A 23,183-nucleotide genomic window follows, 5' to 3' on the forward strand; every position below is an offset into this window, starting at 1 on the left:
GCGCGCTGTTTTATCATCGCGCCCTTTTTTGCGTCCGTTTTTCCGCCTCAGTGACGCTCGCGGTGGCGCAGCACGACCCGTTCGCGGTCGGCAAAATACTGCGCCAGGTGTTCCGCCATATACACCGAACGGTGTTGCCCACCCGTGCAGCCGAGCGCCACCGTCAGATAACTGCGGTTGTCGGACTTGAACGATGGCAGCCACTTTTCCACGAAATTGCGGATATCGGCAAACAATTCCAGCGCGCTGGGCTGGGCGTCCAGAAAAGCGATCACGGGCGCGTCGCGGCCATCGAGCGGCCGCAGCGCCAGGTCGTAATACGGATTGGGCAGGGCCCGCACGTCAAACACGAAATCGGCGTCCAGCGGCACGCCCAGCTTGAAAGCGAACGACTCGAAGAACAGAGTCAGCGGTGCGCGCTCGGAGGCGACGATATCCTTGACCCAGGCACGCAGTTTGTTGGCGCTCAGTTCCGACGTATCGATCACATGGCCCAGTTGCTGGATTGCCGACAGCCGTTCGCGCTCTTCCGAGATGCATTCGATCAGCGTGCGGCGGCTGGCGGGATTGTGATGGGGCCGCAATTCATGCGACAGCGGATGGCTGCGCCGGGTTTCCGAAAAACGCGCCACCAGCGAGTGTGTATTTGCCGTCAGGAACATGACCTTGACGTCATGCCCCTGGTCGCGCAGCAGCGCCACATTGTCCGGCAGACTGGCCAACGACTCGGCGCTGCGCGCATCGACGGCCACGCCCAGGCGGTCCGTGCCCTCCTCCAGCAAGGTTCGCACCAAACTCGGCAGCAAGGCCGGCGGCAGGTTGTCAACGCAGTAATAACCGGAGTCTTCCAGCACATTGAGTGCCACGGATTTGCCGGAGCCGGATATACCGGTAATAAGGACGATATGCATGCGGCAATCATACAATAAAGGCCGCAGCTACGCTCCGTGGCAATTTCATTTACAAATTATTGCAATTGATTGTGTGGTGTTGATTGGACAAAGCTGGGGTCAGACCCTCAATGCCGCTAAGTCAGAGGCTTGAGCTGACGGCTGCGGGGGTCTGACCCCGGCCTTAATCGCCACTCATTGCCAATCTCTGACGCTCCATGAATTCCTGCAAGGTATCGATGCCGCGCAGCTGCAAGATCGTATTGCGCACGGCCGCTTCCAGCAGCACGGCGATATTGCGGCCGGCGGCGACGGGGATGACGACCTTGCGTATCGGCAGGCCCAGCACGTCTTCGGTGGGGAACAGGAAGGGCAGGCGCTCGACTTCTTCTTCCAGCGCGTTGCGGCGCACCAGGTGCACGATCAGTTTCAGGCGCATTTTGCGGCGCACCGCCGTTTCGCCGAAGATGGCCTTGATGTCGAGCAGGCCCAGACCGCGTACTTCAAGCAGGTTCTGCAGCAGTGGCGGACAGCGCCCTTCTATCATGTTCGGGGCGATGCGCGAAAACTCGACGGCGTCGTCGGCCACCAGGCCGTGGCTGCGTGAAATCAGCTCCAGTCCCAGTTCGCTCTTGCCCAGACCCGAATCGCCTGTGATCAGGACACCCACCCCCAGCACATCCATGAACACGCCGTGCATGATAATGCGCTGCGCCAGCTTTTTCGACAGGTAGACGCGCAGGAAATCGATCACCTGCGCGGCCGGCAAGGGCGTGGAAAACAGGGGAATATTCTGCTCGTCGCAGATGGCGAGGATGTCGGGCGGCGTTTCCAGGCCTTGCGCGATGATCAGCGCGGGTGGGCCGCCGGCTATCAGTTCGCCGATCACGTGGGTACGCGTATTGACCTTCAGGCGCTGGTAGTAATTGATTTCCTGGTGGCCAAACACCTGGATGCGGCCCGGGTGGATCAAATTCAAGTGGCCGACTTGGTCGGCGGCCGACGAGACGTCGCCCGAGATCAGGCGCTCGCCGCCGGGAAAACCGGCGAACCAGCCCAGTTGCAGACTTTCGCGATTGTCGTCGTACAGGCGTTGTATCGTCAGCGGCGTTTGCAACATGGCAGTTTTCTTCAGGAGTGGATCAATACCTGAAGTTTAACCCGCCGCTTGCAGACTGGGTTGCCAATTGACGATGCGCGAATGCACGGATTTCGGTTCCGGATCGGTGGCCAGCGCCGTACGGAAGGCGTCGTCGGAAAACATTTCGGCGATTTCCGACAGGATTTCCAGGTGTTGCTGGGTCACATGGTCGGGGATCAGCAGGAAAAACAGCAGGCTGACAGGCTTGCCGTCCGGCGACTCGAACGGGATCGGTTCGGCCAGGCGCACAAACGCACCCAGCGGTGCTTTCAAGGTCTTGGTGCCCTTGATGCGGCCATGCGGCACGGCAACGCCATGACCGAGGCCGGTCGAACCCAGGCGTTCACGGGCAAACAGATTGTCCGACACGGTAGAGCGGGCGATGCCATAGTTGTTTTCGAAGATCAGGCCGGCTTGCTCGAAAGCGCGCTTTTTGCTGGAGACTTCCAGGTCCAGAAGGACGTTTTCGAGGGATAATATTTTGCTAAGATTAGTCATGACACTCAATGAAATGGTGCAATGCGCAGAGGGCTTGCGAGCCGAATTATAGGCCTGTTTGGGTGGCCTGTAACGCCAATTCTCAACAGTATATGCTCGCTGCCGGCGCAGTGGACACTATGGCGGGACAAGCAAACATTTTATCAAAAAAATAACGTCAAGGGGAATTAGCTATTTCTTGATTGAAAACGAATCTCCTGCCGGTTTTTCCGTCGCTGAATGCCGATTTTCCGACTTTTCGGCGTTTTATGTTGCTTGCGTCAGCAACGCTGGCGTTGTTTTAGAACACAGCCAGCGTTCCGATCAGCATTATTCTGCGCGCTTCCGGCAAACCTGACCAGTACTTATTGGCGCGCGTTGCGCAGATTGTCGGGCATATGCCCGGTGCTGAAGTTGCTGCGCCAGGGGTTGATGTCCAGCCCGCCGCGGCGCGTGTAGCGTGCGTAGACCGACAGTTTTTGTGGCTTGCACTGGCGCAATATATCGACAAAGATGCGCTCGACGCACTGTTCATGGAATTCATTGTGCTCGCGGAAACCGATCAGGTAGCGCAGCAGACTTTCCTGGTCGATCTGCGGCCCCGCATACTCGATCTGCACGCTACCCCAGTCCGGCTGGCCGGTCACCAGGCAATTCGATTTGAGCAGGTGCGAGACCAGTTTTTCTTCCACCGGCGCCTCGGCCAGCGCCGCTTTCAACAACTGCGGCGAGGGCGTGTAGTCAGTGATTTCCAGGTCCAGGCGGTCGAGCAGCACGCCGTCGAATTCGCCCATCTTCAGCTTGCCGAAGTCTTCCTGCAAGGTCAGTTCCACCTGTACCGGTGCGCCAAAGCCGTTCGACAGATCCTGTTTCAGCAGGGCCAGCAGCGCTTCTGGACTGTCCAGTTTGGTCTGGTTGAAGGAGTTCAGGTACAGCTTGAACGACTTCGATTCGATGATATTGGGCGAGTTGGCCGGCGCGCTGACCTTGGCCACGGCCACTTGCGGCTTGCCGCGCAGGTTCAGCCACGACAATTCGTAGGCGTTCCAGATATCGAGGCCAAAGAAGGGCAGCGTGCCGTGCAGTTCCAGCTCGTCGCGCTTGCCCTGGCGCGGAATCGGAAACAGCAGTTCCGGCGCGTAGTCGCTGCGGTAGGCCGAGCTTTTGCCCAGAGGTGACAATTCGGCGAGGTCGTTGGTAGTGGTCATTGTGATGGCGTCAATTCGGTCAAGCACGAATGGTAGCCTATTTCGGGGTCAGACCCGTCTGGGGAATGCGCCCCAGTGGGGCACATTCCGATTCCGAAGGAACTGACCTTCTGACTTACCCCAAGAATAACTTATACACCGGATTACTCGTCTCGTCCCAATACCGGTACCCGAGCGTATCGAGGAAACGTGCAAACTCGACCATCTCGTCGGGCGGCACTTGCAGGCCGATCAGGATGCGCCCCACGTCGCCGCCCTGGCTGCGGTAATGGCACAGCGAAATATTCCAGTTCGGCGCCATGCTGTCGAGGAAGCGCATCAGCGCACCCGGACGTTCCGGGAATTCGAAGCGGTACAGCAGCTCGTCCTGCGCCAGCTGGCTCTTGCCGCCCACCAGGTGGCGGATATGCGACTTGGCCAGCTCGTCGTGGGTCAGGTCCAGGGTGCGGAAATCATGCTCCTCGAAACGCTTGGCCAGCGCGCCCGACTCATGGCGGTCGGCGATCTGGATGCCGACAAACACGTGGGCGTCTTTTTCGTCGCTGATGCGGTAATTGAATTCGGTCACGTTGCGTGCGCCGATCAGCGAGCAGAAGCGCTTGAAGCTGCCGCGCTGCTCGCGCATGGTGACGGCGAATACGGCTTCGCGGAACTCGCCCAGTTCGGCCCGTTCGGCCACGAAACGCAAACGGTCGAAATTCATGTTGGCGCCACAGGCTATCGTCACCAGGGTCTGGTTGATGATCGGGTGCTTGGTCAGGCTGGCCCGTTCCACATAGGCCTTGGCACCGGCAATGGCCAGCGCGCCGGCAGGCTCCAGAATCGAGCGCGTATCGGTAAACACGTCCTTGATGGCGGCGCAGATGGCGTCGGTGTCGACGATAATGACTTCATCCACATACTGCTGGGCCAGGCGGAAGGTTTCCTCGCCCACCAGGCGCACCGCCGTGCCATCCGAAAACAGGCCGACGTCGGGCAGGGTGACCCGCTCCTTTGCTTTCAGGGAGCGCGCCATGGCGTCCGAGTCGACCGTCTGCACGCCGATGATTTTGATGTCGGGACGAATCTGTTTTACATAGGCGGCCACGCCGGCGATCAGGCCGCCACCGCCGATGGCGATGAAAATAGCGTGGATAGGGCCCGCATGCTGGCGCAGGATTTCCATGCCGATGGTGCCTTGGCCGGCGATCACGTCCGGGTCGTCAAACGGGTGCACGAAGGTGAGTTTTTGTTCCTGTTCCAGCGTCAGCGCATGGTTGTAGGCGTCGGTATAGGAGTCGCCATGCAGCACGATTTCCACGCTGCTGCCACCGCGTGCCCTGACCGCTTCGATTTTCAAGGGCGGCGTAGTGGTTGGCATGACGATCAGCGCGCGGCAACCGAGGCGCGCCGCCGACAGCGCCACGCCTTGCGCATGGTTGCCGGCCGAGGCGCAAATGACGCCGCGCTTCAGTTGCGCTTCGCTCAGGTGGGCCATCTTGTTGTAGGCGCCGCGCACCTTGAAGCTGAACACGCTTTGCATGTCCTCGCGTTTGAAGTAAATCTGGTTGCCGATACGCTGGGACAGGTTAGGCGCCAGTTCCAGCGGCGTTTCGGAGGCAACGTCATAGACGCGGGCGGTCAGGATTTTCTTGAGGTAGTCGATGTTCATAGTCTGCAAGCGAGTGATTCTGGGCCAGGAAGTGCACTGGAGCGTGTACGTCGGCATGCCTTGCCCGAGGCGGATAGCGGGGCGGCAAACATGCTCTGTGGAACTGCGGGCCGGTGAGCCCTTGCGCGCCGCACGGTTCGTGCGGCGCGCAAGCTGCGCTTCATTATAATGGAGAGCCTTACCGCATCGTGAAGTGTTCAATGATCGAATCCGCAATCACCTGGCTGCTGCAACTGATCGCAGCGCCCGAGGTAGGGCTGACATCGGTCTTTCTGATCAGCTTTATTTCAGCAACCTTGCTGCCGCTCGGCTCCGAACCGGCCGTGTTCGCCGTCATCAAGGCCAATCCCGCCCTGTTCTGGTCCGCCATTTTTGTCGCTACCGTCGGCAATACGCTGGGCGGCGCCGTCGATTACTGGATGGGCTACCGCGCCAAGCAGGCGTTTGCCAAGGAGCGCGACACGCGCTGGTTCCGCTGGCTGGCCCGCTACGGTGCCAAGACCATGCTGCTGGCCTGGCTGCCCGGCGTCGGTGACCCGCTGTGCACGCTGGCCGGCTGGCTCAAGTTGCCGTTCTGGCCCAGCGTCGCCTATATGGCGGTCGGCAAGTGCGCGCGCTACCTGACCATGACCACCTTGCTGCTGTATGTGCCCGATGGCGTATGGCACCGGATTGGACAAATGCTGTCCTGATGCGTGCCATCGTGGGGCGGTTTGCAACGCCGGTTTGCCCCATCATGGCGCGGCGCGATAATTTGCAGCCTTCCACAAAAGTTGATATTTTTCGGTGGAAAACGGTTCCCTGTGGAAATTTTATTCAGAAAATGGCGGGCACCGCCGTATTTGCTTTTGTGGCGAGCATGCTGCTTAAACCTTGCCCTTGCTAAGGCTGTTCCCGCGTGGTGCGGCGCAATAAGATAAAATGGCCCTTTAGGGTCCAGTCCTCATCGTCACCATACTCCATGAACGCTCCCGCACATATCCAAGCTTTATTGGCAGAAACGCCCAATGGTCCCGCAGCCAGCCGCCTGCGCGAAATCCCGTATAACTACACGTCGTTTTCCGATCGCGAGATCGTCATACGCCTGTTGGGAGAGGACTCGTGGCGCCTGCTCGACGAGCTGCGTGGCGCGCGCCAGACGGGCCGCTCGGCGCGCATGCTGTATGAGGTGCTCGGTGATATCTGGGTAGTGCGCCGCAATCCCTATCTGCAGGATGACCTGCTCGATAATCCCAAGCGCCGCCAGGGCCTGATCGATGCCCTGCATCACCGGCTGGCCGAAGTTGACAAGCGCCGCCTGTCGATCGACGCGGCCGGCGGCGACGCGGCAGCTTCCGGCGAATCGCCCGAAGTGGCGCAGGCGCGCAGCCACAATGTCGAATTGCTGTTGAAAGCGGCCAGCAAGGCGGTGGCCGATTTTGGCGACGAATTCCGCAAGACCTATGACTTGCGCAAGCGCACCGTCAGGGTGCTGGGCCGCTACACGGAAAAACACAATGTGCGTTTCGACGGCATGACGCGCGTCTCGCACGTGACCGACGCCACCGACTGGCGCGTGGAATATCCGTTCGTGGTGCTGACTCCGGACACCGAAGAGGAAATGGCCGGCCTGGTGAAAGGCTGCATCGAGCTGGGGCTGACCATTATCCCGCGCGGCGGCGGCACCGGCTACACGGGTGGCGCAATTCCCCTGACACCGATGTCGGCCGTGATCAACACCGAAAAACTGATCACCCTGGGCGCCGTCGAAATGACGGTCTTGCCTGGCCTCACGCATGAATACGCGACGATTTATTCGGGCGCTGGCGTGATCACCAATAAAGTCTCGGAAGCGGCCGAAAAAGCCGGTTTCGTGTTTGCGGTCGACCCGACCTCGGCGCACGCCTCGTGTATCGGCGGCAACGTCGCCATGAATGCGGGCGGCAAGAAGGCCGTGCTGTGGGGCACGGCGCTCGACAACCTGGCCTCTTGGCGCATGGTCGACCCGAATGGCGACTGGCTCGACGTGACGCGCCTCGACCATAACCTGGGCAAGATCCACGATATCGCGCTGGCGCGTTTCCAGCTGGAATGGCGCCACCCGAGCACGCGCGACGCGACCAAACCTAACGCGCCGTTCAAGACAGAAATCCTGGAAATTCCCGGCCGTAAATTCCGCAAGGAAGGCTTGGGCAAGGACGTGACCGACAAATTCCTGGCTGGCTTGCCTGGCATCCAGAAAGAAGGCTGCGACGGCCTGATCACGTCGGCGCGCTGGATCCTGCACAAGATGCCGAAGTTTGCCCGCACCGTCTGCCTGGAATTCTTCGGCCAGGCGCGCGATGCGATTCCGTCGATCGTGGAAATCAAGGACTACCTGGACGGCTTGCCGGCCAAGGGCGAGCAATACACGACTATCCGCCTGGCGGGCCTGGAGCACCTGGACGAGCGCTATCTGCGCGCGGTCGGCTACGCCACCAAGTCGAAACGCGGCGTGCTGCCGAAGATGGCGCTGTTCGGCGACATCGTCGGCGACGATGAAAACGCGGTTGCGCAGGCAGCCTCGGAAGTGGTGCGTATTGCCAACACCCGCGTCGGCGAAGGCTTTGTGGCCGTCAGCCCGGAAGCGCGCAAGAAATTCTGGCTCGATCGCGCCCGTACGGCCGCGATCGCCAAGCACACCAACGCCTTCAAGATCAATGAAGACGTGGTCATTCCGCTCAACCGCATGGGCGAATATACGGACGGCATCGAGCGCATCAATATCGAGCTGTCGATCAAGAACAAGCTGCAACTGGCCGCAGCCCTGACCGGGTTCCTTGGCAAGGGTAACCTGCCGATCGGCAAGAGCGATGACGCCTCCGACGACCGCGTGGACGACGCCGAAATGCTGGGCGACCGCGCCGAGCAGGCGCAGCAGTTGCTGGCGCAAGTCACCCGCCGCTGGACGTATCTGCTGGCCCAGCTGGACCGTCCGCTGGCTGACGTCAAGCATGAGCTGGCCGAACTGGGCATGGAGCGTTTGCTGCCGGTGTTCGATGCGCGCCTGGAAACCCAGCCGCAAGCGACCCTGTTCGACGTGGTACAGGACCGCACCGTGCGCATTACCTGGAAGCAGGAAATGCGAGCCCAGCTGCGCCAGATCTTCAACGGCGCCGCCTTCAAGCTGATACTCGATGAAGCAACGGCCATCCACGCGCGCATTTTGCGTAGCCGCGTGTTCGTGGCGCTGCATATGCATGCCGGCGACGGCAATGTGCACACCAACTTGCCGGTCAACTCGGACAACTACGAAATGCTGCAGGACGCCCACGAAGCCGTGGGCCGCATCATGATTTTGGCGCGCTCGCTGAACGGCGTGATTTCCGGCGAGCATGGTATCGGCATTACCAAGCTGGAATTTTTGACGGAAGAAGAGATCGGCGACTTCCGCAGCTACAAACTGCGCATCGATCCGGAAGGCCGTTTCAACAAGGGCAAACTGCTGAACCTGCCTGGCATGGGCGCCGACTTGCGTAACGCCTATACGCCGTCGTTCGGCCTGATGGGGCATGAGTCCCTGATCATGCAGCAAAGCGATATCGGCGCGATTGCCGACAGCGTCAAGGACTGCCTGCGCTGCGGCAAGTGCAAGCCTGTCTGCTCGACCCACGTGCCGCGCGCCAATATGCTGTATTCGCCGCGCGACAAGATCCTGGCGACCTCGTCGCTGATCGAAGCGTTTTTGTACGAAGAGCAGACGCGGCGCGGCATTTCCATCAAACATTGGGAAGAGTTCGAAGACGTGGCCGACCATTGCACCGTGTGCCACAAATGCGTCACGCCTTGCCCTGTCAATATCGATTTCGGCGACGTGTCGATGAATATGCGCAATCTGCTGCGCAAGATGGAAAAGAAGAGTTTCAATCCGGGCACCAAGGCGACCATGCTGTTCCTGAACGCCACCGATCCGGTGACGATCAACGCCACGCGCCAGGTCATGATCGGCTGGGGCTACAAGGCGCAGCGCCTGGGCCACGACTTGCTGAAGAAATTTGCCAAGAAGCAGACCAAGGCGCCGCCGCCTACCACCGGCAAGCCGCCGGTCAAGGCGCAGGTGATTCACTTCATCAATAAAAAGATGCCGGGCAACCTGCCGAAGAAAACCGCGCGCGCGCTGCTCGATATCGAGGACGATAAAGTCATTCCCATCATCCGCAATCCGAAGACCACCACGGCCGATACGGAAGCCGTGTTCTACTTCCCAGGCTGCGGCTCGGAACGTCTGTTCTCGCAAGTGGGCCTGGCCACGCAAGCCATGTTGTGGGAAGTGGGCGTGCAGACGGTCTTGCCGCCTGGTTACCTGTGCTGCGGTTATCCGCAGCGCGGTGCCGGCGAGTTCGACAAGGCCGAAAAGATGATGACGGATAACCGCGTGCTGTTCCACCGCATGGCCAACACGCTCAATTACCTCGATATCAAAACGGTGCTGGTGTCGTGCGGCACCTGTTACGACCAGCTGGCCACGTATCAGTTCGAGAAGATCTTCCCGGGCTGCCGCATTATGGATATCCATGAATACCTGCTGGAAAAACAGGTCAAGCTGGAGGGCGTAAACGGCACGCGCTATATGTACCACGAGCCTTGCCACAATCCGATGAAGCTGCAGGAGTCAAGCAAGACCATCAATTCGCTGATCAGCACGGTGGATAACGTCAAGATCGAAAAGAATGACCGTTGCTGCGGCGAATCCGGTTCGCTGGCCGTCACGCGCCCCGATATTTCCACGCAAGTGCGTTTCCGCAAGGAAGAAGAAATGGTCAAGGGCGCCGACAAGCTGCGCGGCGACGGTTTTACGGGCGACGTCAAAATCCTCACCAGCTGCCCGTCCTGCCTGCAAGGCCTGTCGCGCTACAATGATGATTCGGGCACCACCGCCGACTATATCGTCGTCGAGATCGCCAAACACTTGCTGGGAGAGAACTGGATGCCGGACTACGTGAAACGCGCCAACGATGGCGGTATCGAGCGGGTGCTGGTGTAATGGCCACGCCTTGTGACCTGTGCACTTTGCTCGACGGTTTTTCCGGCAAGCAGGGCCTTGACGCCTTGCTGTGGCGCAGCGAGCGCCTGTCGGTGGTGGCCGTCGATGACCCTGCCTACCCGGGCTTTTGCCGCGTCATCTGGAACCGCCACGTCAGGGAAATGACGGATCTGACACCAGGCGAGCGCAACTATGTCATGGAAGTGGTGTGGCAGGTCGAGCTGGCTGTGCGCGAAGTGATGCAGCCGGAAAAGGTCAACGTGGCCAGCTTCGGCAACATGACGCCGCACGTGCACTGGCATGTGATACCACGCTACCTGGACGACGCGCATTTCCCGAACCCGAGCTGGGCCGTGGTCCAGCGCAGTACGCCACCCGAGGTGCTGGCCGCGCGCCGCGCCTTGTTGCCGGCACTGCGTACCGCCATCATCGAACGTCTGACCGCATAAAGAATTTATCAATGAGCACAACTACCCCCCAGCCGACCGGCATCACCGTACGCAACCAGTCGCGCGTGCTGGAAATTACCTTTGACGATGGCGCCGCCTTTTCGCTGCCCTTCGAATACCTGCGCGTGTACTCGCCGTCGGCCGAAGTGCAAGGCCATGGCAAGGGCCAGGAAACCCTGCAGCTGGGCAAGCGCCTGGTAGGCCTGAACAGCCTCGACCCGGTCGGCAACTACGCCGTCCAGCCCACCTTCAGCGACGGCCACAATTCCGGCCTGTACACCTGGACCTATCTGTACAAGCTGGGCGCCGAGCAGGCGACCCTTTGGCAGCAATACCTGGACAAGCTGACGGCGGCCGGTTTTCCGGGCGACAGCGGGCGCGACGCCAAGGCCGACATGACGATCAAGCAGTCGTCGGGCCATGTGCATGGACCAAGCTGCGGCCACAAGCACTGAGTGTGACGCTATAGCGGCGCGTGTGTACGGCAAACGGCTGGCCGCTTGTATAATGCAGCCAAATCAACAGGGCTGCCTACCATGACCAATACGACACATTTCGGATACAAAACCGTTGCAGAAGAAGATAAAGTGCGCGAAGTCGCCAAGGTGTTCCATTCCGTCGCTGCCAAATATGACGTGATGAACGACCTGATGTCGGGCGGCCTGCATCGCTTGTGGAAGACCTTTACGATTGCCAACGCGGGTGTACGCCCCGGCTTCAAGGTGCTCGATATTGCCGGTGGCACGGGTGACTTGTCCAAGGCCTTTGCAAAACAAGCCGGCCCGACCGGCGAAGTCTGGCTGACCGATATCAACGAGTCGATGCTGCGCGTGGGGCGCGACCGCCTCTTGAATCGCGGCCTGTTGACCCCCACCATGTTGTGCGACGCGGAAAAACTGCCGTTCCCCGATAATTATTTTGACCGTGTCAGCGTGGCCTTTGGCCTGCGCAACATGACGCACAAGGATGTGGCACTGGCCGAAATGCGCCGCGTGCTCAAACCAGGCGGCAAGTTGCTGGTGCTGGAGTTTTCCAAAGTGGCGGCGCCGCTGCAAAAACCGTACGACCTGTATTCGTTTTCGGTGCTGCCGTGGTTCGGGCAAAAGATCGCCGGCGACGCGGAAAGCTATCGCTACCTGGCTGAATCGATCCGCATGCATCCGGACCAGGAAACCCTGAAAACGATGATGGAAACGGCCGGCCTCGAACGCGTGCAGTACTACAATTTGACGGCAGGCATCGCCGCTTTGCACACCGGCATCAAGATGTAACTGAAGTTTGCAGCAAAACCAGGAGATGGAATGAAACTGAAAAAATTTATGGTCGGCATGATGTTGGCCGCTACCACCGTATCCATGCTGGGCGAGGCGCTGGCCCGCCCGATGGGCGGTGGCCGCTCCATCGGCCGCCAGTCGCAAAGCGTCAGCCGCCAGGCGCCTGCGCCCGCACCGGCCCCTGCGCCGGCGGCCGCACAACGCCAGGCACAGCCGGCGCCAGCTGCGCCGGCCCCGGCCGCCGCTGCCAAACCGCCTAGCCGCTGGAAGGGTATTCTGGGCGGCGCCTTGCTGGGCCTGGGACTGGGCGCGCTGCTGTCGCATTTTGGCCTGGGGGGCGCCATGGCCAGCATGCTCAGCAGCTTGCTGATGGTGGCCTTGCTGGCTGCAGCAGCCTATTTCATCTACCGCATGGTGCGCGGCAAGCGCGAAAGCAATGGTAATTCCGGCAACGCGCCGTTTGCCGGTTTTGGTGGCAACACGCCTGCGCCGGCTGGCAATACGCCGGACATCGGTTCGCGCATTGCGCCGCTGCCGCCGCTGCAGCCCGTCTCGTCCGGCGTCGGCCTGGACAAACCGGTGGAACCGGTAGCGCCCGCGCAATGGGGCGTGCCAGCCGATTTCGACCAGGCAGCCTTTTTACGCCATGCGAAAAGCAACTTCATTCGCCTGCAGGCTGCCTGGGACAAGGCCGACGTCAACGATATCCGCGAGTTCACCACGCCGGAAGTGTATGCCGAACTACGCATGCAGATCCAGGAACGTGGCGCGCAAGCGGACTTTACCGACGTGGTTACCATCGAGGCCGAGCTGCTGGGCATCGAGACCAGCGCCAACGATTACCTGGCCAGCGTGAAGTTTATCGGCCAGATCCGTTCCGCGCCGGGCGCTGCCGCCGAGCCATTTTCGGAAGTGTGGAATATGTCGAAACCGCTCAGCGGCAGCAGCGGCTGGGTGCTGGCAGGTATCCAGCAATTGTAAGAAACTTGCTGAAGTTGGGCTTAAGCTGGTGCGCACTGCGCGACGCTTGACGAAGTTTGCCTGATGAAATGTTAAGATCAAGACCGCCCGCAGGTATTTCGGGCGGTCTTTTCTTTTTAAGGGCGCGCCTGGCGCGCAAGCATATGATTGCACCTATTCCAGATATCTCCCCGACAGCCGCCGTCAGCGCCGCTGCCGTGGCCACCATCAACCACCTGCTGGCGCAGGAACCATGGGCGCGCAAGCAACTGGCCGTGCATGCCGGCAAGCTGGCCGCGATCGACACGGGTGCCATCGCTGTGCGCCTGCGCGTGGACGGCATCGGCATGCTGGAAACTGCACCCGCTGATGTGCCGGCCAACGTCACCATCCGGGTAAAGTTGTCGGATCTGCCCTTGATTGCGCAAAACCGCGAACGCGCGTTTTCCTATGTGAAAATCGACGGTGACGCCGAGTTCGCCAATGCCATCTCGCAACTGAGCAAGGGCTTGCGCTGGGATGCCGAACACGACCTGGAAAAAGTGCTGGGCCCTATCCTCGCCACGCGCGTGACCAGTGGCGCGCGCGACGCTGTCGCCTTTATGCGCACCAGCCAGCAAAAACTGGCGGAAAACGTGGCCGAGTATTTCGTCGAAGAACAGCCGTTGTTGATCCGCCCAGCCAACCTGATTGACTATTCTTCTAGCGTTACGCGCATGCGCGACGATGTTGAACGCCTTGCCAAGCGCCTTGCCCGGCTGGAAAAGGCGTACGCCGCCGTCCAGCCTTTGCCACCCTCACCGGATGTTGCTACATGATCTTGAAATTTTTGCGCCTGTTGAAAATCATCCGGGTATCGATCAAATACGGTCTCGATGAAATCGCCATCTCCGGCTTGAAAGTCCCGCGTACCGCCAAGCTGATCGACACCGTCATCTTCTGGCGCGACCTGTCGTCGCCGCGCGGCTTGCGCCTGCGCCTGGCGCTGGAAGAGCTGGGGCCCATCTTCGTCAAATTCGGCCAGGTATTGTCGACCCGGCGCGACCTGATGCCGCCCGATATCGCCGAAGAGCTGGCCCATTTGCAAGACCGGGTGCCGCCGTTCGACTCCGACCTGGCGATCGCGCAGATCACCAGGTCCCTGGGTGCGCATCCCGACCAGTTGTTCGCGCATTTCGAGCGCGACCCAGTGGCCTCGGCTTCGATTGCCCAGGTTCACTTTGCAACCTTGAAAAATGGTAAGGAAGTGGCTGTCAAGGTCTTGCGTCCGGGCATGAAAAAGCTGATCGACGAAGACGTGGCGCTGATGCATATCGCCGCCGACTGGACCAGCCGTCTGTGGGCCGACAGCAAGCGATTGAAGCCGCGTGAAGTGGTGGGCGAATTCGACAAATACCTGCACGACGAGCTGGACCTGATGCGCGAGGCGGCCAACGCCAGCCAGCTGCGCCGCAATTTTGCCGATTCGAACTTGCTGCTGGTGCCGGAAATGCACTGGGATTACTGCTCCAGCAGCGTGATCGTGATGGAGCGCATGAACGGCATCCCCGTGTCGCAGATCGACCGCCTGGTGGCGGCTGGCGTGGATTTGCGCAAGCTGTCTACCGATGGCGTGGAGATTTTCTTCACGCAAGTATTCCGCGACGGCTTTTTCCATGCCGATATGCACCCGGGTAATATCCTGGTGTCGATCGCGCCCGAGTCGTTCGGCCGCTATATCGCGCTTGACTTCGGCATCGTCGGCACCCTCAACGACTACGACAAGGATTATCTGTCGCAGAACTTCCTGGCGTTTTTCCGCCGCGACTACAAGCGCGTGGCCGAAGCCCATATCGAATCGGGCTGGGCGCCCAAGGAAACCCGTGTCGACGAGCTGGAAGCGGCCGTGCGTGCCTGCTGCGAACCGATCTTCGACCGTCCCCTGAAGGATATTTCCTTCGGCCAGGTGCTGCTGCGCCTGTTCCAGACTTCGCGCCGCTTCAACGTGGAAGTGCAGCCGCAACTGGTGCTGCTGCAAAAGACGCTGCTCAATATCGAAGGCCTGGGCCGCCAGCTGGATCCGGAACTGGACCTGTGGCAGACCGCCAAGCCGTATCTGGAAAAATGGATGAGCAAGCAGGTGGGGCCGCAGGGCTTCATGGAGCGCATGAGGGCTGAGGCGCCACGCTATGCGCATATTTTCCCGCAACTGCCGCGCCTGGTGCACCAAGCGCTGGTGGTAGCCGGCGAGCCGCGCGACAACGATACGGAATTGCTGAAAACCCTGCTGGCCGAACAGCGCCACACCAATCGACTGCTGAGCTTTATCGTGTATTTCGTCGGCGCCTTTGCGCTCGGTGCATTCGGCTTCCAGCTCTATATGCGCTGGCATCAACTGCCATTTTAAGCGCCTGTGAAGGAGAGTGATGGCTGACTTTCAAACCCGCGATCCGCTCTCGCCCGCCTTCTGGGACGAGCGTTTCAGCCGCCAATTCACGCCCTGGGACCAGGGCGGCGTGCCACGGCGCATGGCGCAATTTGTCGCCGGCAGCCCGGCGCCGCTGCGCTGCCTGATCCCCGGCTGCGGCTCGGCGTATGAGCTGGCCTTGATGCTCGACCATGGCTGGAACGCCACCGCGATCGATTTTTCGCCGGGCGCCGTGGCGGCGGCCCAGGCTGTGCTCGGTGAGCGGGCAGGCCAGGTAGAGCTGGCCGATTTCTTTGCCTGGCAGCCGCCAGCACCGCTGGACCTGGTCTACGAGCGCGCGTTTCTGTGCGCCATGCCGCGCGCCATGTGGCCGCAAGTGGCCGAGCGCTGGGCGCAGTTGCTGGCACCGGGCGCCATGCTGGCCGGCTATTTTTTCTTTGACGACAATCCCAAAGGGCCGCCATTTGGCATCGCCCGCGAGCAACTGTTATCCTTGCTGACGCCGCATTTTGACTGCCTGGCCGATGAAAGCGTAGACGATTCGATTCCCGTGTTTACCGGCAAGGAGCACTGGATGGTGTGGCGTCGCCGGGCCAGCTGAAGGCGCCCCGGCTATTTCTGCTAAGACCCAAGGAAAAGCTTTATAATTCAGGGTTTTTGATGATTTTTGCGGAGTTCTGATGCCGATTTACGCTTACCGCTGTGAAGAGTGTGGTTTTGCCAAGGATGTCTTGCAAAAGATGTCTGACCCCGTGCTGACGGTGTGCCTGTCTTGCGGCAAACCCAGTTTCAAGAAGCAATTGACCGCCGCCGGTTTCCAGTTGAAGGGCACCGGCTGGTACGCCACCGATTTCCGTGGCGGCACGCCGCCGACCACTGCCATCCCGACCGGGCCGGCCGACAGCGCCAAGCCTGCCGCCGACAGCGCCGCGGCCCCAGCCACCCCAGCAGCGACGCCAGCGCCAGCCGCCGCGCCTACGGCGGACTGATGAAGCACTGCGGCGCAAGCCCCAGCCTGTGGCCCTAACCGAGAAACCGATGCGCAAATACTTTATTACCGGATTACTGATTCTAGTCCCGCTGGCCATCACGCTGTGGGTACTCAATCTGGTGATCGGCACCTTGGACCAGTCGCTGTTGCTGTTGCCCAAGTCTTACCGCCCGTCGTTGTCGCTATTCGGCTTTGAAATTCCCGGCCTGGGCACGATACTGACGATAGGCGTCGTGTTTCTGACCGGTTTGTTGACCAACAACCTGGTCGGCAACTACGTGGTGAGACTGTGGGAGCGCCTGCTGCAACGCATTCCCATCGTCAACTCCCTGTATTCGAGCGTCAAGCAGGTGTCGGACACGCTGTTTTCTTCGTCGGGCAATGCGTTCCGCAAGGCCGTGCTGGTGCCGTATCCGCACCAGAACTCGTGGACCATCGCCTTTTTGACGGGTGTACCGGGCGGCGATGCGGCCAATCACCTGGTGGGCGACTATGTCAGCGTGTATGTGCCGACGACGCCCAACCCGACATCGGGTTTTTTCCTGATGATGAAACGCAGCGATGTCGTCGAGCTTGACATGAGCGTCGATGCGGCGCTCAAGTACATCGTCTCGATGGGCGTGGTGGCGCCGGCGGAAGTTGTCGCTGTACTTGCCCCGACCCCTGCCCCGGGACCGGCAGTCAAAGAATAAAGGCAGACGTCCCATGCGGGGCGTGGCCGGATTGAACACTCACTAACCTGAACTGAGAATTTTTATGTCTATGCGTACTGAATATTGCGGCCTCGTTACCGAAGCCATGCTGGGACAAACCGTCAGCCTGTGCGGCTGGGTACATCGCCGCCGCGACCACGGCAGCCTGATCTTCATCGACCTGCGCGACCGCGAAGGCCTGGTGCAAATCGTCTGCAACCCGGAACAGGCCGAGATGTTCAAGGTCGCCGAAGCGGTGCGCAATGAATTCTGCCTGCGCGTGACGGGCGTGGTGACCAACCGTATCGAGGGCACGGTCAACAACAACCTGAAATCGGGCAAGATCGAAGTCGTGTGCTCGGAACTGGAAGTGCTGAACCCTTCGGTGCCGGTACCGTTCCAACTGGACGACGACAACCTGTCGGAAACGACGCGCCTGACGCACCGCGTGCTGGACCTGCGCCGCCCGCAAATGCAGAACAACCTGCGCCTGCGCTACAAGGTGACGATGGAAGTGCGCAAGTACCTCGACAACCTGGGCTTTATCGACATCGAAACGCCGATGCTGACCAAGTCGACCCCGGAAGGCGCGCGCGACTACCTGGTGCCGTCGCGTGTCAACGCCGGCAGCTTCTTCGCGCTGCCGCAGTCGCCACAGCTGTTCAAGCAACTGCTGATGGTCGCCAACTTCGACCGTTACTACCAGATCACCAAATGCTTCCGCGACGAAGATCTGCGCGCCGACCGCCAGCCTGAATTTACCCAGATCGACTGCGAAACCTCGTTCCTGACGGAGCAGGAAATCCGCGACCTGTTCGAAGACATGATTCGTGTCGTATTCAAGAACACCCTGAACATCGACCTGCCGAACCCGTTCCCGGTGATGGACTTTGCCGAAGCGATGGGCCTGTACGGTTCCGACAAGCCGGACATGCGCGTCAAGCTGGCGTTTACCGACCTGACCGAAGTGATGAAAGCGGTCGAGTTCAAGGTATTCAACGCTGCTGCCAACATGAAGGGCGGCCGCGTGGTGGGCCTGCGCATTCCAGGCGGGGGCAGCATGCCGCGTTCGGAAATCGACGCCTACACCCAGTTCGTCGCCATCTACGGCGCCAAGGGCCTGGCCTACATCAAGGTCAACGAGAAAGCCAAGGGTCCTGAAGGCCTGCAGTCGCCGATCGTCAAGTTCCTGCCAGCCGACGTGCTCGCCACCATTCTGGAGCAGACCGGCGCGCAAGACGGCGACCTGATCTTCTTCGGCGCCGACAAGGCCAAGGTTGTCAACGACGCCATCGGCGCACTGCGCGTGAAAATCGGCCACAGCGAATTCGGCAAGAAAGCCGGCCTGTTCGACGACGTGTGGAAGCCATTGTGGGTAGTCGACTTCCCGATGTTCGAGCACGACGAAGAAGCGGACCGCTGGACCGCCACCCACCATCCGTTCACGGCGCCGAAAGACGGCCATGAAGACATGCTGGAAAGCGATCCGGGCGCCTGCATCGCCAAGGCCTACGATATGGTCCTGAATGGCTGGGAACTGGGTGGCGGTTCGATCCGTATCCATCGCGAAGAAGTGCAGTCGAAAGTGTTCCGCGCGCTGAAGATCGACGCCGAAGAAGCCCAGCTCAAATTCGGCTTCCTGCTCGATGCCCTGCAATACGGCGCGCCGCCGCACGGTGGCCTGGCATTCGGCCTGGACCGTATCGTGACCATGATGACCGGTTCCGAATCGATTCGCGACGTGATCGCCTTCCCGAAAACCCAGCGCGCGCAAGATTTGCTGACCCATGCGCCGTCGGAAGTGGACGAGAAGCAACTGCGCGAGCTGCATATCCGTTTGCGCAGCGCCGATCCTAAAGTGGCCTAAGGCGCTGGCTAATCCCATGCCCGTTGAAGGCTGGGGTCAGACCCGACGGGTCTGACCCCTTTTTATTGCTGCCATGACTTATAAAATTCCCGTTTCCGTGCTGGTTGTCATTCATACGGCCGACCTTGACGTGCTGCTGATCGAGCGCGCGGGGCAGCCCGGTTTCTGGCAGTCGGTCACCGGCTCGATCGACGCCGTCGACGAGCCGCTGCTGCAGGCGGCCACGCGCGAGCTGTTCGAAGAGACCGGCATCGTCGCCGACGGCCAGCTGATCACGCTGCAGGACTGGCAGTTGTCGAATGTGTATGAGATCTATCCCTTGTGGCGCCACCGTTATGCGCCTGGCGTAATCCACAATACGGAGCACGTCTTCAGCGTGCGCGTGCCGCGCGACTGCGTCGTCACAGTCAATCCGCGCGAACACCTGCGCTATACCTGGCTGCCGTACCTGGCGGCGGCCGACCAGTGTTTTTCCTCTTCCAATGCGGAAGCGATTCTGCAACTGCCAGCCATTACGGGCCTCCACCCGGGCCTGGCGCCACAAGAAAGTACCTGATGCTGAACTGGAATTATTTGACTTTGCGGCAGAAAGTGGGCGGTACGCTCGGTGTTGTACTCTGCCTACTGGTGATCCTGATGCTGTTCCGTTATACGACACCCGACAAGACACCACCGATCGGCGTGCCACTGGTCATCTTGGGCTGGTTGCTGCATCCGGCTATCTTCACTTACGGCAAACAAAAGGTCACCTGGCGCGGCGCACCGCTGCTGGTGAAAATCGTCTGGGCCGCTGCCATTACTGCCTTGCTGGTCAGTGTGACGGCCGGTGTAGGGCGCATGCTGGGCTGAGGCAACTTCTGCCTTGGCGCGCGCACTATTGAAAGCAGCGAAATGCGCCCGTCTCAGGGTAGAATCAAGGCATGAAAATCCGCGTAGCAACTTATAATATACACAAGGGCGTGTCCTCCGTGCGGGGATTGCCCCGTGTGCATGCCCTCAAGCAGGCGATTGCCCTGTTCGATGCCGACGTCGTGTTCCTGCAGGAAGTGCAGGGCAAGCACGATCGCAATGCGGCCCGCTACGGCGCAGAAGCCCAGGGCCACAAGCATTGGCCCGAGGCGTCGCAGCACGAATTCTTTGCCGGCCCCGAACATCATACGGCCTACGGCATGAATGCCGTGTACGACCATGGCCACCACGGCAACGCCTTGCTGAGCCGATATCCGATCGGCTCGCAGATCAACCACGACGTGTCCGACCATGCGTATGAGCAGCGCGGCATCCTGCATTGCGTGCTGCAAACGCCGCAGGCCGACGTGCACTGCTATGTGGTGCACCTGGGCCTGTTCGAGTCCGGCAGGGGCCGCCAGACGCAGGCGCTGATCGACGCGGTGAACGCCTCGGCGCCGAATGGCGAGCCGGTGATTATTGCCGGCGACTTCAACGACTGGCGCAATACGCTCAGCGACAAGCTGCGCAATGCGCTGGGCGTGGTGGAAGTGTTCGACCAGCGTGCCTCCAATTCCGCCCTGGGTGACCTGGTGCGTACCCTGGCGCGCCGCAAGGTCCGTACGCCCGTGCCGGTACCGGCGCGCACCTTTCCGGCCGCCTTGCCGTGGTTCCGCCTCGACCGCATCTATGTGCGCGGCTTCCAGGTGGAAAGTGCGCAAGTGATGCACGGTACCTTGTGGGCAAAATTGTCGGACCATGCGCCGATTGTTGCCGCCTTGAAGCTGGCCTAGAGTCGCGCATGCGTTCAGTCCATTACACCGCCCACAACGACATCAAACTGCTGTATTGCGGCACCGACTACTTTCCTGCGCTGATAGACGCCATCGACAGCGCAAAGAAAGAAGTCTATTTCGAGACCTATATCTTTGCCGACGACGCCACCGGCGCGCTGGTGCTCGACGCGCTGAAACGGGCGGCCGCACGCGGCGTCATGGTGTGCATGATTACCGACTGGTTCGGCACAGGGCGCCGTCGCGTCAAGGCCATGCATGTCGAGCTCGAAGCGGCGGGCGTGCATCACCGCGTGTTCAATCCCTGGTTTTTGCGCGGCATTACGCGCACCCACCGGAAAATTTGCGTGGTCGATTTTGAAGTGGCGCTGGTGGGCGGCATCAATATCAACGACGACATGTTCTGCGACTACGACCACACTATCAGCCTGGAAGCGCCGCGCTGGGACTTTGCCGTGCAGGTCCGGGGGCCGCTGGTCGACGCCATCCATATGGAAGCGCAGGCACAGTGGGCGCGGCTGGGCAAGATGAACCTGGTGCGCCGCATCAAGCTGTATCGCAAGATGCGCGTGATCGGCAAGGAGCTGGCAAAGAACCCGGTGGTGGCCGGTTTCGTGGTACGCGACAACCTGCGCAACCGCCGCACCATCCAGCGCGCCTATCTGCAGGCGCTGGGCCAGGCGCGCAAAAGCGTGATGCTGGCCAACCCGTATTTCGCGCCCGGCCACCAGTTGCGCCGGGCGCTGGCGCGCGCTGCCCAGCGCGGTGTCGACGTGGTGCTCCTGATCGGCGTGGGTGAATTCAAGATGCAAGATGCGGTCGCCCATTCGTTTTATCCGAAACTGCTGGCGGCCGGCGTGAAAATCGTCGAGTACCGCAAGACCCAGCTGCACGCCAAGGTGGCGGTGGTCGACGATGACTGGGCCACGGTCGGTTCAAGCAATATCGATGCGCTGAGCCTGTTTTTGAACCAGGAAGCCAATGTGGTAATCAAGGACGTGGCGTTTGCGACGTCGCTGCGCCAGCATATCGAGCAGGGCATTGCCGATGGCAAGGTGATCCACCAGGACGACTTCAAGCATATCGGCCGCGTACAGCGCATCGGCTATGAACTGGCGTTCTGGACTTATCGCCTGGTGATGCGCATATTTTCAGTAGGGAAATACGCATGAACGACACAAGCACGCTGCGCATCGACAAATGGCTGTGGGCGGCACGTTTTTTCAAGACGCGCAGCCTGGCCAGTGTAGCCGTCGATACAGGCAAGGTAAAAGTCGCTGGCGAGCGCGTCAAACCGGCGCGCGGCCTGCGCATCGGCGATGAGCTGGCGATCGACAATGGTTCCGACACCTGGGAGGTGGCAGTGCTGGGCTTGTCCGACAAGCGCGGCGCCGCGCCCGTGGCGCGCTTGCTGTATGCGGAAACGCCGGCCAGCATCGCCCGCCGCGAGCAATCGCAGGAAGAGCGCAAGTTGTTCCGCGAGCCGGGCAGCACCATCAAAGGGCGGCCGACCAAGCGCGACCGCCGCCAACTGAGCAAGGCAGGCGAGCTCGCCTGAGCTGCATCAATACGCTGTCTTCCCGGCCGTGCTACGGCGGCCAGGAATTGCCGCATCGCACTAATAGAACGCCCGCTCTAAATTTCGTGTTTGACTTTTGCAGCTCGCTGGATAATAGTACGAGCGTTCGGATTTTTTCGCGGCGTGCTTTTTTTTGCTTCCGAGGAAAAATCCACCAGACCGGCACCATCACTTCAGAACGGACATCTTGAATACTTCAGTCAAATTCATGCGCAAGGGCGAACTGACGCGGGCCGCCATACTCGACGTGGCACTGGACTTGTCCAGCCGCGACGGCCTCGAAGGGCTGACCATCGGGCTGCTGGCCGACAAGATGAACATGAGCAAGTCTGGCGTATTTGCCCATTTCGGCTCGCGTGAAGACCTGCAGATGGAGGTGCTCAAGCTCTACCACCATCGTTTCGAGCAGGAAGTATTTTTCCCGAGCATGAAAGAGCCGCGCGGCATCGCCCGTTTGCAATCGATGTTTGCACGCTGGGTCAAGCGCGTCAGCGTGGAAATTGCTTCGGGCTGCATCTATATCAGCGGCGCCGTCGAGTACGACGACCGCCCCGGCCCGATCCGCGAATCGCTCGTCGCCATGGTGCAAGCCTGGCAGGGCGCCTTGCTGCGCAGCGTACAGCAGTCGATCGCTTCGGGCGACCTGAAGCCTGACACTGACGCGCAGCAAATGGTGTACGAGATGTATGGCCTGATCCTGGCCCTGCATCACGACGCGCGCTTTCTGCGCGTGCCGGGCAGCATCGAACGGGCGCAGCGCGGCTTCGAACGCCTGATCGAGTCGTCCCAGAATCACACCAGCATCACAGAATAAGTAGTTCAGAATCATCCGCAACACCGAACACAAACAAAC

The 23,183-nt window shown here is 60.5% G+C and carries 24 protein-coding genes; 19 read left to right on the forward strand and 5 right to left on the reverse strand.

What is annotated here, in order from left to right; all coding sequences use genetic code 11:
- Nucleotides 1–47 precede the first annotated feature (47 nt).
- From rapZ to ilvA, 5 genes are all read right to left on the reverse strand, one after another.
- Complete coding sequence (gene rapZ / locus ACQ4WM_RS10005) at nt 48–911, reverse strand: RNase adapter RapZ (protein WP_436546517.1); 864 nt, start codon at nt 909–911, stop codon at nt 48–50.
- Nucleotides 912–1,074: 163 nt separating this feature from the next.
- A complete protein-coding gene (hprK, locus tag ACQ4WM_RS10010) occupies nt 1,075–2,010 on the reverse strand; it encodes an HPr(Ser) kinase/phosphatase (protein WP_183680697.1) in 936 nt (311 codons plus the stop codon).
- Nucleotides 2,011–2,046: 36 nt separating this feature from the next.
- Nucleotides 2,047–2,529 carry a PTS sugar transporter subunit IIA gene (locus ACQ4WM_RS10015; RefSeq protein ID WP_308923602.1) on the reverse strand — a complete coding sequence of 161 codons (483 nt, stop codon included), beginning with the start codon at nt 2,527–2,529 and terminating at the stop codon, nt 2,047–2,049.
- 344 nt (nt 2,530–2,873) lie between these two features.
- Nucleotides 2,874–3,716, reverse strand: coding sequence for an NADPH-dependent 7-cyano-7-deazaguanine reductase QueF (queF, locus tag ACQ4WM_RS10020; RefSeq protein ID WP_436546518.1), 843 nt, complete (start codon nt 3,714–3,716; stop codon nt 2,874–2,876).
- Nucleotides 3,717–3,831: 115 nt separating this feature from the next.
- A complete protein-coding gene (gene ilvA / locus ACQ4WM_RS10025) occupies nt 3,832–5,367 on the reverse strand; it encodes a threonine ammonia-lyase, biosynthetic (protein ID WP_436546672.1) in 1,536 nt (511 codons plus the stop codon).
- A gap of 200 nt (nt 5,368–5,567) precedes the next feature.
- Between ilvA and ACQ4WM_RS10030 the strand changes: the two genes are divergently transcribed.
- The 19 genes from ACQ4WM_RS10030 (at nt 5,568) to ACQ4WM_RS10120 (ending at nt 23,144) form a co-directional block, all read left to right on the forward strand.
- A complete protein-coding gene (locus ACQ4WM_RS10030; protein ID WP_436546519.1) occupies nt 5,568–6,059 on the forward strand; it encodes a YqaA family protein in 492 nt (163 codons plus the stop codon).
- Nucleotides 6,059–6,253, forward strand: coding sequence for a hypothetical protein (locus tag ACQ4WM_RS10035; protein ID WP_436546520.1), 195 nt, complete (start codon nt 6,059–6,061; stop codon nt 6,251–6,253). Before ACQ4WM_RS10030 ends, ACQ4WM_RS10035 begins: the two co-directional genes overlap by 1 nt.
- Before the next feature lie 75 nt (nt 6,254–6,328).
- Complete coding sequence (locus ACQ4WM_RS10040; protein ID WP_436546521.1) at nt 6,329–10,369, forward strand: DUF3683 domain-containing protein; 4,041 nt, start codon at nt 6,329–6,331, stop codon at nt 10,367–10,369.
- Nucleotides 10,369–10,818 carry an HIT family protein gene (locus ACQ4WM_RS10045; protein ID WP_436546522.1) on the forward strand — a complete coding sequence of 150 codons (450 nt, stop codon included), beginning with the start codon at nt 10,369–10,371 and terminating at the stop codon, nt 10,816–10,818. Before ACQ4WM_RS10040 ends, ACQ4WM_RS10045 begins: the two co-directional genes overlap by 1 nt.
- An 11-nt stretch (nt 10,819–10,829) precedes the next feature.
- The gene (locus ACQ4WM_RS10050; RefSeq protein ID WP_436546523.1) at nt 10,830–11,273 is read left to right on the forward strand and encodes a gamma-butyrobetaine hydroxylase family protein; all 444 of its coding nucleotides are present in this window, start codon (nt 10,830–10,832) and stop codon (nt 11,271–11,273) included.
- 81 nt (nt 11,274–11,354) lie between these two features.
- Nucleotides 11,355–12,089, forward strand: a complete 735-nt coding sequence (gene ubiE / locus ACQ4WM_RS10055) for a bifunctional demethylmenaquinone methyltransferase/2-methoxy-6-polyprenyl-1,4-benzoquinol methylase UbiE (protein ID WP_065310081.1) — start codon at nt 11,355–11,357, stop codon at nt 12,087–12,089.
- A gap of 30 nt (nt 12,090–12,119) precedes the next feature.
- Complete coding sequence (locus ACQ4WM_RS10060) at nt 12,120–13,073, forward strand: Tim44 domain-containing protein (RefSeq protein WP_436546524.1); 954 nt, start codon at nt 12,120–12,122, stop codon at nt 13,071–13,073.
- Between the two features lie 143 nt (nt 13,074–13,216).
- Complete coding sequence (locus tag ACQ4WM_RS10065) at nt 13,217–13,870, forward strand: ubiquinone biosynthesis accessory factor UbiJ (protein ID WP_436546525.1); 654 nt, start codon at nt 13,217–13,219, stop codon at nt 13,868–13,870.
- Entirely contained in the window at nt 13,867–15,438 is a 1,572-nt protein-coding gene (gene ubiB / locus ACQ4WM_RS10070) for a ubiquinone biosynthesis regulatory protein kinase UbiB (protein ID WP_436546526.1), read from the forward strand. The genes ACQ4WM_RS10065 and ubiB overlap by 4 nt, the downstream gene beginning before the upstream one ends.
- 19 nt (nt 15,439–15,457) lie before the next feature.
- On the forward strand, nt 15,458–16,060 hold the full coding sequence (locus tag ACQ4WM_RS10075; protein WP_436546527.1) for a methyltransferase: 603 nt from the start codon (nt 15,458–15,460) through the stop codon (nt 16,058–16,060).
- Nucleotides 16,061–16,139: 79 nt separating this feature from the next.
- Nucleotides 16,140–16,448 carry an FmdB family zinc ribbon protein gene (locus ACQ4WM_RS10080; RefSeq protein WP_436546528.1) on the forward strand — a complete coding sequence of 103 codons (309 nt, stop codon included), beginning with the start codon at nt 16,140–16,142 and terminating at the stop codon, nt 16,446–16,448.
- Nucleotides 16,449–16,497: 49 nt separating this feature from the next.
- Nucleotides 16,498–17,142 (forward strand): DUF502 domain-containing protein, encoded by a 645-nt coding sequence (locus ACQ4WM_RS10085; RefSeq protein WP_436546529.1) that lies wholly within the window; start codon nt 16,498–16,500, stop codon nt 17,140–17,142.
- Nucleotides 17,143–17,212: 70 nt separating this feature from the next.
- Nucleotides 17,213–19,009, forward strand: coding sequence for an aspartate--tRNA ligase (gene aspS, locus ACQ4WM_RS10090; protein ID WP_436546673.1), 1,797 nt, complete (start codon nt 17,213–17,215; stop codon nt 19,007–19,009).
- Nucleotides 19,010–19,082: 73 nt separating this feature from the next.
- A complete protein-coding gene (nudB, locus tag ACQ4WM_RS10095) occupies nt 19,083–19,565 on the forward strand; it encodes a dihydroneopterin triphosphate diphosphatase (RefSeq protein WP_436546530.1) in 483 nt (160 codons plus the stop codon).
- Nucleotides 19,565–19,858 carry a hypothetical protein gene (locus ACQ4WM_RS10100; RefSeq protein WP_436546531.1) on the forward strand — a complete coding sequence of 98 codons (294 nt, stop codon included), beginning with the start codon at nt 19,565–19,567 and terminating at the stop codon, nt 19,856–19,858. The genes nudB and ACQ4WM_RS10100 overlap by 1 nt, the downstream gene beginning before the upstream one ends.
- Nucleotides 19,859–19,929: 71 nt before the next feature.
- On the forward strand, nt 19,930–20,751 hold the full coding sequence (locus tag ACQ4WM_RS10105; protein WP_436546532.1) for an endonuclease/exonuclease/phosphatase family protein: 822 nt from the start codon (nt 19,930–19,932) through the stop codon (nt 20,749–20,751).
- A gap of 8 nt (nt 20,752–20,759) precedes the next feature.
- Nucleotides 20,760–21,923: a cardiolipin synthase ClsB gene (clsB, locus tag ACQ4WM_RS10110; protein ID WP_436546533.1), complete on the forward strand. Its 1,164-nt coding sequence runs from the start codon at nt 20,760–20,762 to the stop codon at nt 21,921–21,923.
- Entirely contained in the window at nt 21,920–22,309 is a 390-nt protein-coding gene (locus ACQ4WM_RS10115) for an RNA-binding S4 domain-containing protein (protein ID WP_436546534.1), read from the forward strand. Before clsB ends, ACQ4WM_RS10115 begins: the two co-directional genes overlap by 4 nt.
- Nucleotides 22,310–22,538: 229 nt before the next feature.
- Nucleotides 22,539–23,144, forward strand: coding sequence for a TetR/AcrR family transcriptional regulator (locus ACQ4WM_RS10120; protein WP_436546674.1), 606 nt, complete (start codon nt 22,539–22,541; stop codon nt 23,142–23,144).
- The last annotated feature ends 39 nt before the right edge of the window (nt 23,145–23,183 follow it).

It is taken from the genome of Janthinobacterium longum (genome assembly GCF_051380735.1).
Classification (GTDB): Bacteria; Pseudomonadota; Gammaproteobacteria; order Burkholderiales; family Burkholderiaceae_D; genus Janthinobacterium.

What these genes read in the sequence shown, in the direction of transcription:
- rapZ (WP_436546517.1), bottom strand. Translation starts at nt 911, where the DNA reads ATGCATATCGTCCTTATTACCGGTATATCCGGCTCCGGCAAATCCGTG.
- hprK (WP_183680697.1), bottom strand. Translation starts at nt 2,010, where the DNA reads ATGTTGCAAACGCCGCTGACGATACAACGCCTGTACGACGACAATCGC.
- ACQ4WM_RS10015 (WP_308923602.1), bottom strand. Translation starts at nt 2,529, where the DNA reads ATGACTAATCTTAGCAAAATATTATCCCTCGAAAACGTCCTTCTGGAC.
- queF (WP_436546518.1), bottom strand. Translation starts at nt 3,716, where the DNA reads ATGACCACTACCAACGACCTCGCCGAATTGTCACCTCTGGGCAAAAGC.
- ilvA (WP_436546672.1), bottom strand. Translation starts at nt 5,367, where the DNA reads ATGAACATCGACTACCTCAAGAAAATCCTGACCGCCCGCGTCTATGAC.
- ACQ4WM_RS10030 (WP_436546519.1), top strand. Translation starts at nt 5,568, where the DNA reads ATGATCGAATCCGCAATCACCTGGCTGCTGCAACTGATCGCAGCGCCC.
- ACQ4WM_RS10035 (WP_436546520.1), top strand. Translation starts at nt 6,059, where the DNA reads ATGCGTGCCATCGTGGGGCGGTTTGCAACGCCGGTTTGCCCCATCATG.
- ACQ4WM_RS10040 (WP_436546521.1), top strand. Translation starts at nt 6,329, where the DNA reads ATGAACGCTCCCGCACATATCCAAGCTTTATTGGCAGAAACGCCCAAT.
- ACQ4WM_RS10045 (WP_436546522.1), top strand. Translation starts at nt 10,369, where the DNA reads ATGGCCACGCCTTGTGACCTGTGCACTTTGCTCGACGGTTTTTCCGGC.
- ACQ4WM_RS10050 (WP_436546523.1), top strand. Translation starts at nt 10,830, where the DNA reads ATGAGCACAACTACCCCCCAGCCGACCGGCATCACCGTACGCAACCAG.
- ubiE (WP_065310081.1), top strand. Translation starts at nt 11,355, where the DNA reads ATGACCAATACGACACATTTCGGATACAAAACCGTTGCAGAAGAAGAT.
- ACQ4WM_RS10060 (WP_436546524.1), top strand. Translation starts at nt 12,120, where the DNA reads ATGAAACTGAAAAAATTTATGGTCGGCATGATGTTGGCCGCTACCACC.
- ACQ4WM_RS10065 (WP_436546525.1), top strand. Translation starts at nt 13,217, where the DNA reads ATGATTGCACCTATTCCAGATATCTCCCCGACAGCCGCCGTCAGCGCC.
- ubiB (WP_436546526.1), top strand. Translation starts at nt 13,867, where the DNA reads ATGATCTTGAAATTTTTGCGCCTGTTGAAAATCATCCGGGTATCGATC.
- ACQ4WM_RS10075 (WP_436546527.1), top strand. Translation starts at nt 15,458, where the DNA reads ATGGCTGACTTTCAAACCCGCGATCCGCTCTCGCCCGCCTTCTGGGAC.
- ACQ4WM_RS10080 (WP_436546528.1), top strand. Translation starts at nt 16,140, where the DNA reads ATGCCGATTTACGCTTACCGCTGTGAAGAGTGTGGTTTTGCCAAGGAT.
- ACQ4WM_RS10085 (WP_436546529.1), top strand. Translation starts at nt 16,498, where the DNA reads ATGCGCAAATACTTTATTACCGGATTACTGATTCTAGTCCCGCTGGCC.
- aspS (WP_436546673.1), top strand. Translation starts at nt 17,213, where the DNA reads ATGCGTACTGAATATTGCGGCCTCGTTACCGAAGCCATGCTGGGACAA.
- nudB (WP_436546530.1), top strand. Translation starts at nt 19,083, where the DNA reads ATGACTTATAAAATTCCCGTTTCCGTGCTGGTTGTCATTCATACGGCC.
- ACQ4WM_RS10100 (WP_436546531.1), top strand. Translation starts at nt 19,565, where the DNA reads ATGCTGAACTGGAATTATTTGACTTTGCGGCAGAAAGTGGGCGGTACG.
- ACQ4WM_RS10105 (WP_436546532.1), top strand. Translation starts at nt 19,930, where the DNA reads ATGAAAATCCGCGTAGCAACTTATAATATACACAAGGGCGTGTCCTCC.
- clsB (WP_436546533.1), top strand. Translation starts at nt 20,760, where the DNA reads ATGCGTTCAGTCCATTACACCGCCCACAACGACATCAAACTGCTGTAT.
- ACQ4WM_RS10115 (WP_436546534.1), top strand. Translation starts at nt 21,920, where the DNA reads ATGAACGACACAAGCACGCTGCGCATCGACAAATGGCTGTGGGCGGCA.
- ACQ4WM_RS10120 (WP_436546674.1), top strand. Translation starts at nt 22,539, where the DNA reads ATGCGCAAGGGCGAACTGACGCGGGCCGCCATACTCGACGTGGCACTG.